The sequence below is a fragment of the Mycobacterium lehmannii genome, from assembly GCF_001499925.1.
GTDB lineage: Bacteria > Actinomycetota > Actinomycetes > Mycobacteriales > Mycobacteriaceae > Mycobacterium > Mycobacterium lehmannii.
The window spans coordinates 1-12,648 of sequence record NZ_LQIR01000069.1; the positions used below are offsets into that span (position 1 = coordinate 1).

General features: G+C 65.4%; 12 protein-coding genes. 1 reads left to right on the top strand and 11 read right to left on the bottom strand.

Going from position 1 to position 12,648, the window contains the following annotated elements; genetic code table 11:
• From AU192_RS24025 to AU192_RS24075, 11 genes are all read right to left on the bottom strand, one after another.
• On the bottom strand, positions 1-1,285 hold a 1,285-nt coding region (locus AU192_RS24025), incomplete at its 3' end, for an MCE family protein (protein WP_064400053.1).
• A gap of 1 nt (position 1,286) precedes the next feature.
• Positions 1,287-2,444, bottom strand: coding sequence for a virulence factor Mce family protein (locus AU192_RS24030; protein ID WP_064400054.1), 1,158 nt, complete (start codon positions 2,442-2,444; stop codon positions 1,287-1,289).
• Positions 2,441-3,712 carry a virulence factor Mce family protein gene (locus tag AU192_RS24035; RefSeq protein WP_064400055.1) on the bottom strand — a complete coding sequence of 424 codons (1,272 nt, stop codon included), beginning with the start codon at positions 3,710-3,712 and terminating at the stop codon, positions 2,441-2,443. Before AU192_RS24035 ends, AU192_RS24030 begins: the two co-directional genes overlap by 4 nt.
• Positions 3,709-5,064: a virulence factor Mce family protein gene (locus AU192_RS24040; protein WP_064400056.1), complete on the bottom strand. Its 1,356-nt coding sequence runs from the start codon at positions 5,062-5,064 to the stop codon at positions 3,709-3,711. Before AU192_RS24040 ends, AU192_RS24035 begins: the two co-directional genes overlap by 4 nt.
• On the bottom strand, positions 5,061-6,086 hold the full coding sequence (locus AU192_RS24045; protein WP_198957217.1) for a virulence factor Mce family protein: 1,026 nt from the start codon (positions 6,084-6,086) through the stop codon (positions 5,061-5,063). The genes AU192_RS24040 and AU192_RS24045 overlap by 4 nt, the downstream gene beginning before the upstream one ends.
• Positions 6,087-6,137: 51 nt before the next feature.
• On the bottom strand, positions 6,138-7,514 hold the full coding sequence (locus tag AU192_RS24050) for an MCE family protein (RefSeq protein WP_064400057.1): 1,377 nt from the start codon (positions 7,512-7,514) through the stop codon (positions 6,138-6,140).
• A gap of 4 nt (positions 7,515-7,518) precedes the next feature.
• Entirely contained in the window at positions 7,519-8,373 is an 855-nt protein-coding gene (locus AU192_RS24055) for an ABC transporter permease (RefSeq protein ID WP_064400058.1), read from the bottom strand.
• Positions 8,374-8,382: 9 nt separating this feature from the next.
• The gene (locus AU192_RS24060) at positions 8,383-9,156 is read right to left on the bottom strand and encodes an MlaE family ABC transporter permease (protein ID WP_064400193.1); all 774 of its coding nucleotides are present in this window, start codon (positions 9,154-9,156) and stop codon (positions 8,383-8,385) included.
• A 189-nt stretch (positions 9,157-9,345) separates the two neighbouring features.
• Complete coding sequence (locus AU192_RS24065) at positions 9,346-9,540, bottom strand: ferredoxin (protein ID WP_064400059.1); 195 nt, start codon at positions 9,538-9,540, stop codon at positions 9,346-9,348.
• On the bottom strand, positions 9,537-9,950 hold the full coding sequence (locus AU192_RS24070) for a nuclear transport factor 2 family protein (RefSeq protein WP_064400060.1): 414 nt from the start codon (positions 9,948-9,950) through the stop codon (positions 9,537-9,539). The genes AU192_RS24065 and AU192_RS24070 overlap by 4 nt, the downstream gene beginning before the upstream one ends.
• Positions 9,947-11,182: a cytochrome P450 gene (locus AU192_RS24075; RefSeq protein WP_064400194.1), complete on the bottom strand. Its 1,236-nt coding sequence runs from the start codon at positions 11,180-11,182 to the stop codon at positions 9,947-9,949. The genes AU192_RS24070 and AU192_RS24075 overlap by 4 nt, the downstream gene beginning before the upstream one ends.
• 125 nt (positions 11,183-11,307) lie before the next feature.
• Here AU192_RS24075 and AU192_RS24080 point away from each other — a divergent pair, with 125 nt between their 5' ends.
• Positions 11,308-12,489 (top strand): LuxR C-terminal-related transcriptional regulator, encoded by a 1,182-nt coding sequence (locus AU192_RS24080; protein WP_064400195.1) that lies wholly within the window; start codon positions 11,308-11,310, stop codon positions 12,487-12,489.
• Positions 12,490-12,648 lie beyond the last annotated feature (159 nt).

Genomic DNA, 12,648 nt, shown 5'->3' on the forward strand with positions numbered 1-12,648 from the left:
GGTTCGCAGATCCCGGGGGCAGGTGGGGGACCGCCTGGCCCGACAACGTCGCATTCGGGTCGCCCTTCCAGTTGAAACCGTCGTTGAGGGGCACATACTGTTCGTCGCTCTCGCACAACGCCACCGTGGGCGCGCGCTTGCCGGGCACGGTCTCGCACGGAATGTTACGTGCCCCACGCACATTGAACTGGGAGTCCTGGGGCACTCGGCAGTACAGGTCACCGGGGGGCCGCGGTGGAGAATCTTCGAAGGTGGCGACGCGCTGTTGTTGGGCAGGCAGGAAGCCGGTGGTGCAAGGGGGTGGGAGATTGAGGTTGAGGTTGAAGCTCAGGTATTGGCCTTTGTAGTCCTGTTTCGTGTCCAGGTTGGCCAGGATGCCGGCTTGGTTGTTCTCGATGACCCGCGGGAAGACGACCAGCAGTTGTTCGACGTCGTTCTGATAGGTCAGCGCGACCTGGCCGACGGAGACCAGGTTGGCCATCAGGATCGGCAGGGCGGGTTGTAGCCGCTCGACGAGGTGTCGTGTTTGGGCGGCCGCCGGGCCGCCGGCGTCGATGACACCGGCGACGGCCTGGTCGTGATCGCGCACTTCTTCGGTCACCGTAGCCAGCTGTGTTGCCCACGCCTCGATCGCCTCGGAAGTGGCGGTCTGGGAATCCAACACAGGTTGGGCATCATCGATCAGCGTGGTCAGCGCGTCGAGGTTGGTGCGGGCATCGATGGCCAGCGTGGAGGTGCCTTTGACCAGCCGCGACAGTTCCGGGCCCAGTCCGCCCACGGCGGTGTAGGACTCGTCGATCACCGTCTTGAGATTGTCGCGCGGGATGGCCGCCAGACCAGTGTTGGCGGTGGCCAGCAGGGCGTTGATGTCGGGCGGAACCCAGGTGTCGGCCAGTTTGATCACGTCGCCGTTGCGCAGCGGCCGCGACGTGGCGTTACGCGGCAGCAGCAGCACGTAGGATTCGCCGATCGCCGACTGGCTGTGCACTTCGGCCTGCAGGTCTGAGGGAATGTCGATACCCGATTTCAGCGATAGCACCGCCTCGACGCCGGTGTCGGTCAGCTGCACCGATTCCACCCGGCCAACCTTGGTGCCGCGATAGGTGACGTTGCCGGATTCGTAGAGCCCGCCGGATTTGGGCAGCTCCATCGTCACCGTGTAGCGCCCGACACCGAACATCGTTGCCGGCAGGCTGACGAATTGCAGCATCAGCAACGCGACCGCGCCAACCGCGACCACGGTGAAGATGGTCAGCTGGATCCAGATCTTTCGGTTCAGGTGCACGCTAAGGCCCCTGGTCCCACCGGTACGCGACGGTCAGCGGATTCCCGAGATTGTTGGGTCCGCCCGCCGTGCAGGGGCTGGGGAACTGGCCGATGGTTCGGCCCCACTGCAGTTCGAGTTCGGTCAGATCGCACTCCCACCGGGTGCCGGTGAAGATGCTTTGGTCGATGCGGCTGAGCGTGAGGTCGATGATGGCGGTCAGATTCGCGTAGTCGCCGCGCTGGAAGTTCTCGAAGGTTTCATTGGGAAACGGAAACGTCAGAAGCAGGCTGAGGGCCCGCGTCATGCTGGTACCGGCGTTGGCCAGCGACTCGAACACCGGTCCGACGTCGCGCAACTCCTCGACCAGGTTGTCCTTGGTCTGATTGACGGTGTCCACGGTCAGGGCGCTGAACTCGCCGAGGCGATCAGCGGCTTCCACGAGGTTGTCGCGCTCGGCGTTGAGCACCTCGAGGGCGTCGGGGACGGTGGCCAGCGCACGGTCCAGCACGGGCTGCTGGTCAGCGAACGTGCCGACCAGCCGGTTGAGGCTGTCGGTGGCCGCGACGATGTCGCCGGTCTGCTCATTGAGGTGGGCGCTGAATTCGTCGAGTTGGCCAATCAAGCTGCGCACGTCGTGCTCGCGACCCCGCATCGCGGTGGTGAACGCCTCGGTGATGTCCTGAACCTGGCCCACCCCGCCGCCGTTGAGCACCATCGCCAACGCGGCCAGCGTCTGCTCGGTGCTCGGATAGGCGCCGGCACGGGCCAGCGGAATCAGCGAACCGTCATGCAGTTTGTCCTTCGGGGGTTCGGTTGTGGGAGGCGCAAGCTCGATGTGCAAGGAACCCAGCAGGCTGGTGGTACCGATCTTGGCCGTCGAGTTGGCCGGTAGGTCGACGTCGGCATTGAGTCGCATGGTCAGCAACGCATGCCAGCCCTGGCGTTCGATCTTGGTGACATGCCCGACCGCGACGTCGGCGACACGCACCCGCGAATTCGGTTGGATGTTGTTGACATCGGGCAGCTGCGCCTGGACCACAAACGAGTCCGGCCCCTTACCCTGCACACCAGGCAGCGGCAACGAATTGGGCCCCTGCCAACCACAACTTGCCGATACCGACACGATCGCCACCAGCAGCAGGCTGGCCGCCCTGCGACCCCGCCATCGCGATGTCATGAGCCGGCCTCGGGCGGGGTCATCATGCCGGGCAGGCCGTCGGTCGGATCGGTGGCAATCGCCGCTACGGGCCCCGTCTCGGCGGCGGGCGGAACGAAGTCGGGCCGCATCCAGTCCTCGCTGTAGGTGATCTCGTTGGGCCGGGCCTGGGTGCCGACGAAAAGGTTCTCGCCGATCGGCGGGAAGTTGTACTGGCGGTTCTTGATGATGGGCGCCATATATTGCGCGCACAGTTTGGCCGATTGCTCGCCGCCCAGTCGGGAGGCCGATTGGATCGCGCCGCACAGAAACGAAATCGGGTCGGCGAAGTTGTTGATGGCAAGCGCACCGGTGAGTGAACCGTTGGCGGGCTCGTAGAGGTTCGCGAAGTTCTGCAACACCGTCGGGGCGATGTGCAGCGTCTGCTTGATGTCATCGATGCTGTCGACCAGCGTGCCGGTGATCGACGCCATCTGGTCAGAGGCGGTGCCGATCGCCTCGGTGTGCTCGGCGGCGAACTCTCCGACATCGGCGACCACCGCGTTGAGATCCTCGGCGGCCTGGCCCACCTTGTCGGGGTCGTCGGCCAGCAGCGCGGTGACCGCGGCCAGGTTGTGGTTGAGCGCTTCGAGCAGATCGGCGCTGTCTCGCAGCGCCGACACCAGCGTCGAGAGGTTCTTGACGGTGGCGAACACGTCGGTGCTGTGATCGGCCAGCACCGACACCGTCTGGGACAGTTTGAGTATCGCGTCACGAATGGACGGTCCCTGCCCACGCACGTTGTCTGCGGCGGTGTTGATCAACGCACCCAGCGTGCTTACGCCGCCGGGCTGATCGGGTTTGAGCAGTTCGGTCACCCGCTCGAGTTGGACCCGCAGGTCGTCCCATTCCACCGGGACCGCGGTGCGATCCAGACCGATGACCGCCCCGTCGGCCATTGTCGGCCCGCCGCTGTAGGGCGGTGTCAGCTGAATGGCACGGGCCGTGACCAGCTGCGGCGACAGGATCGCGGCCTTGGCGTCGGCGGGCACCCGGTACTTGGCGTCGACCCACATCGTGACCTTGGCCCGCTGCGGCTCGGGTTCGATCTTTTCGACCCTGCCCACCGACACGCCTCGGATGCGCACATGATCACCGGCGAACACCCCGGTGCTGTTCTCGAAGTAGGCCACCACGGTCATGCGGTCGGTCTGGATGGGCTGGCGAACCGCGACGAACAGGCCCGCACCCAACAGCACGACCAGCACGCCGGCCACCACCACGCGCGGGTTCGACAGCCGCCGGATCATGATTGGCCTCCGGGCTGCGGGGATGACGGTGCCTCACCCGGTGCCGGCAGGTAGACCGGCGCGGGGGTCGGCTCGGGCGTGGCGGCCAACTCGGGCGGGGCAAGCGCGGGCGGGCCCGGCGGCGGGCCACCGGGGGCAGGCGCCGGCGGCGGTGGGCGGTGCGGGTAGCAGCCCGGGCCGGGCAACGCGATGCCCGCCGGCCCGCACGCTTGGTCGCCGGGATTGCCGGTGATCGCGTCGGGCAGCTGCAACCTCGGTTCGCCGCCCTGGCCGGTGCGCGGGTAGGGCATGGGCAACGCCGGGGTGCCGGGCTGGCCGGTTTGCGGATCGGTGCGCTTCGAGGGCAGCAAGGTCGCCGGGCCCAGCCCGAGGTCGGAGAACGCGGCATCGACGAACGGTTGCACAAACTGGCCGGGAAACAGGTTGGCGACATAGGCCTTGAAGAACGGGCCGGACGAAATCGACTCACCCAGCGACATCGCGTAGGTGTTGACCAGCTTGATCGCTTGGGCCACCCGCTCTTTGCGGTCATCGACGATCGCCAGCACCCCGTTGAGCTTGTCGAGCGCCGGCCGCAGCTGTGCGCGGTTCTCGGCGATGAACCCACCCAGCTGCCGGGAGACCGCCGAGATGTTGGCCCAGAGTTGATCCAACGCCGCGCTCTGTGTCCGCAGTTGTGCCAGCAGCGCATTGGTGTCACCCACCAAGCTCACGATCTGGTCGGTGCGGTTGGCCAGTACCCCGGTCGCTTGGGCCGCGTTGTCGAGCAGACGGCGCAGTTGATCATCGCGGGTGTTGAGCGTTTCGGCGAGCCGCGCCACCCCTGCCACCGCATCCTTGAGGTCTGGGGGCGTGTCGGAGAAGGTATGGGCCAACGTGGCCAGCGAGTCCGACAGCTGGTTGGTGTTCAGCCCGCTGATGGTGGTGGCCAAATCCCCCAGTGCATCGGGCAATTGATACGGCGAGACCGTACGCGCCAACGGAATGGTGCCGCGGAGCCGGTCGTCCCCGCGGGGAGTCACGTCGACGATCTTGGCGCCCAGCAGGCTCTTGGTCTTGATCGCGGCCTCGGTGCGGTCGCCGAGGCGAACATCCTCACCGATCATGAAGGTGACCAGCACGCCGGCCTCCTCCAGTTCGATTCCGGTGACGCTGCCCACCGGATAGCCCGAGACCTCAACGGCGGCACCGGTGTTCAACCCCCCAGCGTCGGCGAAATACGCCGAGTAGTGGGTGCCCGAATTGAGGAAGGGCAACTTCTGGTACTGCAGCGCCGCCAGCACCATCGCGCCGACGGTCACCATGCCGATGGTCCCGATCAGGATCGGGCTGCGCTCTGCAAAGGACTTCACTTGGGCGCGCACCGCCCGGTGCTCTGACCGGCCACCTTGACATACACCGGCTGTCCGCCTTTGCCGTTGAGCTTGAGCACGACATCACAGAAATAGAAGCTGAAGTAGTCGCCATACATCCCTTGGCGCACCAGTGCCTGGTACTTGTCGGGCAGCGTGTTGAGCAAGTTGTCCAGATAGTCGCGGTCCGCCACGGCGATCTCGGCCACCCGGTCGGTCTCATGCACCACCTTGCGGAACGGGGCGCGCGATTGCGCCAACAGGTCGGCGAGTGACCCGGTCGCGGCGTTTGTGTAGGCCACCGCGTTGGACACATCGGTGCGCCGTTGGGCCAGTCCGTCGATCAGCTCCGACAGCGATGACACCGCGGTGTCGAGCCGCTCGCTTTGTCCGCCCAGCGAGCCCAGGACGACATTGAGGTTGTCGATGACCTGCCCGATCAACACATCCCGGTCGGCCAACGTGTTGGTCACCGCCGCGGCCTGGGCCAGAAACGAGCCGAGGGCGGGTCCCTGCCCCTGGAACGCCTCGATCAACTGCGCACTGAGTGTGTTGACCTGGTCAGCGTCGAGCGCCCGAAACAGCGGCTTGAAACCGCCGATCACCGCATCAAGATCCAGCGCGGGTTCGGTGCGGGTCGGCGGGATCGTCTGTCCGGGATGCAGCGTCTTGACCCCGCCGGTGCCTTCCTCCAGTGCCAGGTAGCGGTCGCCGACCAGATTGTCATAGCGGATCACGGCCCGAGAACCCTCGGTCAACACGACCGACTTGTCGGCCGAAAACGCCACCCGCACCGTCGCATCCGGGTTGATGGAGATGTCGCCGACCTTGCCGACCTCCACCCCGGCGATCCGCACGATCGTGCCTTCCCGCATGTTGGAGACATTGGTGAACTCGGCGTAATAGGTGTTGCCCGCATCAAAGCGAAACTGTCCGAATGTCACCACGAGCAGGAATGCGACGAATGCACACGCGGTCAAGAAGATGGCCAGCCGCCAGATGACGCCCTTGAGGTCAGCCACGACTTTCGTCCTGTTCTTGTCGGGTATCAACGGTCACGGTCGCGGCGGCGATCACGGTGGACCCTGTCCATTCCCGTGGGGCTGCGCCGGGCCCGGCGCGGGCCCGGCCGGGGCGAGGCCCGGCCACAACGGCGTTCCACCCGGCCCGTACAGCGGCGCGCCGTAGGGCGGGGCTCCCGGGTAGGGCACCGGCCCGATCGCCGGGCCCGGAATGCATTGGCGGATGCTCGGCGCCTCGGGCACGGCGCGGGTCACCGGCAAGTAATTCGCCCAGCATGGATGTCCGATACCGGGATTGGGGCGAATGTCCACGCCGGCGCCCCAGCCGGTGTTGGTGACAAGATGGCGCACCGGGAAGTTCTTGGTGACATCCGGAAGCGACCCGCAACCCGGCTTGCCGCCGGGTCCGCCCTTGGCCGCAACGACGGGCAGGTGCTGCGGGTACGCGTAGGGGTCGTTACCCAACAACAGCGCGACGTCGAGCTGCAGCGTGCGCCCGTCACCACCCCACGCCGCATAGCCGCCGTTGTTCAGATACCACGTGGTGCCCTGCAAGAAGCACGTGTACACCGGGTTGTGGTGCAGCAGCAGACCGGTGGTGGGCTCGAGGACGTTGACCGCCTCGACGAGATCGTCCTTGCTTGCGCCCAGCAGGGTGGTGCCCGCGTCCGACAAGCCGATCACGTTCAACAACAACGCATCCAATGCGCCGGCGTGCTCGGTGATCGTGGTGCTGGTGGTACTGACGGCGTCCAGAATTGTCGCGATGTCCTCGGCGACCGCACCATAGGTGTCGGTGAAGTCCGTCAGCGAAACCCAGTTCTGCCCAATAGTGTCGCTGCGCGCGTTGAGCGCCGACAACACCTGGTTCAGATCGGTGATCCCTTGGCCCATCCGCTCGCCCTGTCCGCGCACGCCCTCGGCAACCGCGGTCAACACCGCGTTCAGCTTCAGCGGGTCGACCATCTTGAGCAGCTCGACGACGTTCTCGAACACGGTGTTGATCTCGGTGCTGACCCGCTCCGCATGCAAGACCGCCCCGGCGGCCAACCGCTTGGGGCTCGGATCCGATGGCATCATCAGCTCAACGAACTTCGTGCCGAACGCGGTGGTCGCACTGATCTGGGCCCCCACATTGGCCGGGATGTAGCGGATCTGGTCGGGGTCGATCTCCAACCGCAGCCTGGTGGCGTCCGCATCGCTGCCGAGTTGACTGACCCGGCCCACCCGCACCCCACGCAACATCACATCTGCGTCAGTCTCCATCACCAGCCCCGCCCGCTCCGAGGTCAACGTCACCGGCACGTACGACCGGAACGTGCCCCAAAACGCCGCGGCGGACCCGAACAAGAACAACGCGATCGCCAACAGCAATATCAGCGTCCACCACCCGGTGGAGATGCGGTGTGTCCCTGCCCTGCGGTTCATGCCACTAAGCCGCCAGGTGGAAGTCGCCGGACTGGCCATAGATCGCCAGCGTCATGACCAGGATCAACAACGACGCCACGACCATCGACGCCCGCACCGCCCGGCCCACAGCCTCTCCCACCCCGGCCGGCCCGCCGCTGGCCGTATAGCCGTAGTAGGTGCACATCAGCATGATCATCAGTGCCACCGCGGCCACCTCGGCCAACGACCACAACACATCGGTGGGGCTGAGGTAGGTGTAGAAGTAATGGTCATAGACACCGGATCCCTGCCCATAGACGGCGGTGGTGCCTAGCCGAGCGGCGAGGAAGGCCGTCATCAGCCCCACACAGAACAGCGGGACCGCCACGATCACTCCGGCCACCACCCGCGTCGACGCCAGGTAACTCACGGTGCGGATACCGATGGCCTCGAGCGCGTCGATCTCCTCGTTGATCCGCATCGCGCCCAACTGAGCCGTACTGCCGGCACCGATGGTCGCCGCCAGCGCCACCATCACCGTGCCCGGCTGGATTTCGCGGGTGTTGAAGAAGGCCGACGCGAACCCGGTCAGCGCCTCCACCCCCACCGAGGCCAACTGGTTGTAACCCTGCACCGCCACGATCGCCCCCGTGGTGATCGTCAGGAACGCGATAATTACGATCGTTCCACCGATCACCGCCAAAGCCCCACTGCCCAAACCCATCTGGGCGATCACTCGCAACAGCTCACTGCGGTACTTGACCACCGCATCGGGAATCCCGGCAAGCGTGGTGGCATAAAAGCGCGTCTGCTCTCCGAGTCGGTGCCACCCGCCCACCCCGGCCTTCGCGGTGCGCTGCAACCGTGGATGAAGCGCGCTCGGGACACTCAGCGACATCGCTTCACCTCACGACACCATGAACGGAACGCCGACGGCGGTCACGATGATGTTGGTCAGGAACAAGACGATGAACGCGAACACCACCGTTTCGTTCACCGCGCGACCCACCCCGGCCGGACCACCGCCCACCGACATGCCCTGATAGCAAGCGATCAGCCCGGCCGTCAGCCCGAAAAGGGTCGCCTTGATCATCGAGATGATGACGTCGGCCAAGCCGGTCAACGTGGTCAGACCGGCCACCCACGCGCCCGCCGAGACGTCCATGAGATACACCGAACACAGAAACGCGCCAACAAGACCCGTCACGATCAGCACCGAGTTCAGTGCCAGCGACACCGTTGTGGCCGCCAGCACCCGCGGAACAACCAAGGCCTGAATGGGGTCGATGCCCATCACCCGCAGCGCGTCGAGTTCCTCCCGAATGGTCCGCGCCCCCAGATCGGCGCACATGGCGGTGGCACCGGCGCCGGCGACGACCAACACCGTCACAATCGGACCGCTTTGGGACACAGTGAAAATCGCGGCACCCGTGCCGGAGAAATCGGCGGCTCCGATGTCGGACAACAAGACGTTGAACAGAAACCCTGAGATCACCGCCCATGGGATCGTCATCAGCAGTCCCGGAAGGGTCGACACCCGTGCTACGAACCAGCACTGGATCAGATATTCGCGCCACGCGAACGGCGGCCGGAACATCATCACGAGGGTGTCCATGGACATGGCGAAGAATCCACCGACCGCGCGCACGGGCTTGGCCATCGTCTGCGCGTCGATCACCATGGCGCCGTGCACCTCCCTCCGGGCAGGTCGATGTGGACGTGTGACATTGGCGAGGGTACGCGGTCCGTCACAGTTATGTCCATAGCCAATACGCCTTAAGAGCGCATCATGGAACATTAATTGACGCTCTAACAGTCACTTATCGCGAATCAAGTATCTTGTCGATATCGAACAATCTGCATGGCGCAGTCACCTCGGCAACACCTGGATGGCGCCCGACGGGCACAGTCCGACGGCGAGCCGGACCCGTGCTTGCTCGTCGTCGGGCACCGCCGCGCAAGCGAGCACGACGACACCACCTTCGTCCTGATCGAAGAACTCGCCAGCGGTCATCACGCACATCCCTGCGGACATGCAGATTTCCCGGTCGGCGGTGATTCTCATCGGCTGAACGCCTCCTGGCTCAGGGCGGAGTTCATGAAGTCGCGGAAATGCAGCCAGCGCCCGCGACGGAGCGTGATGATGTGCGCGAACTCGGACTGCCATTCGTACCCGGTGTCGAGCCTGCGGAAGCGCTGCCGGCCCCACACCGCGAGGTCGTCACCCTGTGCGATGAACTTCCACGGTTCCATCTCGACGATCTCGATGGTCTGCCCGACCCTGGTGAAGAACGTCATCGCCTCCGCGATCCCTTGGTAATCACCGGCATACGGGATCGCCTCGGTGCCGTAGTACGTGATGCGGACATCTGGATCGAGGTGCCGCAGCGCGGTGTTCAGGTCTCCCGCGGGTACTGCGGCGTAGATGGCCTTCGTCGTCTCGATGTTACGTGCCTCTTCGGTGATGGCGGTCATGACAGGCGAAGGGGCAGACGGACATACGCGTGCGTCAGCAGGCTGGCGGTCTGCTTCGTGCCGGGGTCGTCGCTCAACGCGATGTGCTGATAACGGTCGAGCACCCCGTTGAGCATCGCCGTCACTTCCAGCCGGGCCAGCGAGGAACCGAGGCAGAAATGCAGCCCGTGACCGAATGAGAGCTGTCTGCGCAGATTCGGGCGATCGATGTCCAGCCGCGACGGATCGGGAAATACCGCTGGATCGCGATTGGCCGAACCGAAGAACAGCGCCACCCAGTCCCCCGCGCGGATCAGCTTGCCCCCCACCTCCACATCACGGGTGGTGATCCGGAACAGGCGTTGCGGCGGCCCGTCGAGCCGCATCGTCTCTTCGATGAAGACAGTCAGCAGCGCCCGGTCGGCGCGAATGCGCGCGGCGATCTCGGGTTCGCGCGCGAGGGCATGTAACAGGTTGCCGATGAGGAAGGTCGTGGTCTCGCTGCCCGCGACCACCAGCGTGACGCAGAATCGGACGATCTCCTCCGGTGTCAGCCGCTGACCGTCCACCTCGGCGCGTAACAGCGCCGAGATGAGGTCCTCGGCGTCGTCGATGTCTTCGCTCGTCCCCTGCTGGGCCACCCGTGCGGTGTGGTCGGCCAGCCGGGCGGCGAACGTCGCGACCATCTCCTCGTTGCTTGCCATGCGCTCCTCCGGGGTCAGCGCCGAGGACAACATGAATGCGTTGGCCCATCGCCTGAACCGGACGTGGTCGCCTTCGGGCAGACCCAGCAGGCGCACCATGGCCCTGGTGGGGATTTCGGCGGCGAACGTCATCACGTCGACCTCACCCTCGCCGAGATCGGAGAGCAGTTGCGGGATCAACCCGTTGAGCCAGGTTTCCAGCCGCTTGACGCGTCGCGGAGAGAACGCCTGCCCGACCAACTTTCGTTCTACTTCGTGCTTGGGCGGGTCCGTGTTGACCAGCATCAGGCTGGGCGCGGACGAGGCCTCCTGCAGCGGGTCCCGCGACGAAAATGTGGCACTGTCGCGCGCCGCCTCGAAGATCTGGTCGTAGCGGAAAAGCGCCCAGGCGGTGACGGGTTCGTCCGCACCCGGCACGGTGCCCGGCGGCCAGTCCCGGTAGCCCGGGACCGGTGAGTGGGCCCGCAGCTGGTCGTATAGCGGATACGGGTCGGCGATGCCCTGTGGCGTCGTCAACAGCTCGAGCGCCGAAATGGTGGTAGATGACATGTCCATCAGCCTCGGCCAGCCGCGGCAGCAAAGCGATCCCCCGTTGGGGAGTACTCCCACTCCCGTACGAGGGCAATTTGCGGTTCTGACCGCAACGCAGCCGCCGCCGGAGGACAGTGGGCACCATGATCATGGCCGGCGGCGCACCCGAGTCCGACTCGGCCGAGTCGTTGACCGGCCATCCTGGCTGGGCGTCACGCCCGGCCAGGGAAAGCGAGGCCGCTCGCCGCTACCGGGAGACATTTTCCGATTGGGGTGTCGACCCCACCGATGATCCGATGGCCGTGGTGTCGGAAGCCATCGACAGCAAGGCCACCGAGGTGCGAAATGCGTTGGAAGCGTGCGGTGACGACGAGGCGCTCCTAGCGCTCGAATCGGTGCTCGATCTGTGCGCGCTCGAACGAGAGTTGATCGAGGACGGTGCGAGACGGCGCACCTTCGCGCTGTTGCAGGTGCAGGAGGGCTTGAGCAAGCTGCGCGTGGTCGACGACGTCGCGACGATCGTCGACCGGGCGCCACTGGAATTGGTGGAGTCATGCGGGTTCGATCGCGCGGTGCTGTTCCGCGTGCACGAGGGCCGGATGTTCATGGAATCGGCGTACTTCGGCGAGGACCGCGAGGGCGCCGAGAAGATGGTTGCGTTCGCCCAGTCAGTGGCGCCTCCGCTCAATCACATGCTGTTGGAGACGCAGATGATCCGCCGCCACGCGCCGGCGATCGTGCGCGACGCCCGCAACGACCCCCGCGTCAACAGGCCGATCGTCGACTTCTCGATGACCCATTCCTACGTTGCGGCGCCGGTCATGCCGACCGGCAAGGTGATCGGCTTCCTCCATGCCGACCGGTTGTACTCCGGCCGGATGGTCGACGAGATCGACCGCGACACGGTGTGGGCGTTCGCGGAGGGCTTCGGCTACGCCTACGAGCGCACCGTTCTGTTGGAAAGGATGCGCCGCCAGCACGCGGAGGTACGCAACGCATTGGCGTCAGCGGACGAAGCGGCACGTGCGTTACAGGACGCGGATTTGGACTTGCGCAAGATCGAGCCGCTGGAGCGCAGCCCCGCGGCGCGATCGTTGGCCGAGGTCCAGACGAGGGTGATGGCGATGCTGACGCGCCGCGAGGTCGAGGTGCTTCGGCTGATGGCGGCCGGTCGCACGAACCAACAGATTGCCGATGAGCTGGTGATTTCGGCCGGCACGGTGAAGTCCCACGTGAAGAGGGTGCTGCGAAAGCTGCACGCGACCAACCGTGCCGAGGCGGCATCGGCCTATGTGCGCCTGGCCAGCGTGCCCAAAGTCGGCTGACGCAAGGCCTTTCGGTAATCCGATGCGTCCGGGGTCGATGCACTACGCAAACCGCTTGGCATCTATGTCTATCATCGGTATCACTTCGCATGACTGTTCAAGACCCAAAAAGCTTGTGACGACTTGCTTTGTAAATTAGCAAGTCCTCTGACGATACTG

Coding starts and splice junctions, on each gene's coding strand:
- AU192_RS24030 (WP_064400054.1), bottom strand. CDS start 2,444: ATGACATCGCGATGGCGGGGTCGCAGGGCGGCCAGCCTGCTGCTGGTG.
- AU192_RS24035 (WP_064400055.1), bottom strand. CDS start 3,712: ATGATCCGGCGGCTGTCGAACCCGCGCGTGGTGGTGGCCGGCGTGCTG.
- AU192_RS24050 (WP_064400057.1), bottom strand. CDS start 7,514: ATGAACCGCAGGGCAGGGACACACCGCATCTCCACCGGGTGGTGGACG.
- AU192_RS24055 (WP_064400058.1), bottom strand. CDS start 8,373: ATGTCGCTGAGTGTCCCGAGCGCGCTTCATCCACGGTTGCAGCGCACC.
- AU192_RS24060 (WP_064400193.1), bottom strand. CDS start 9,156: ATGGTGATCGACGCGCAGACGATGGCCAAGCCCGTGCGCGCGGTCGGT.
- AU192_RS24065 (WP_064400059.1), bottom strand. CDS start 9,540: ATGAGAATCACCGCCGACCGGGAAATCTGCATGTCCGCAGGGATGTGC.
- AU192_RS24070 (WP_064400060.1), bottom strand. CDS start 9,950: ATGACCGCCATCACCGAAGAGGCACGTAACATCGAGACGACGAAGGCC.
- AU192_RS24075 (WP_064400194.1), bottom strand. CDS start 11,182: ATGTCATCTACCACCATTTCGGCGCTCGAGCTGTTGACGACGCCACAG.
- AU192_RS24080 (WP_064400195.1), top strand. CDS start 11,308: ATGATCATGGCCGGCGGCGCACCCGAGTCCGACTCGGCCGAGTCGTTG.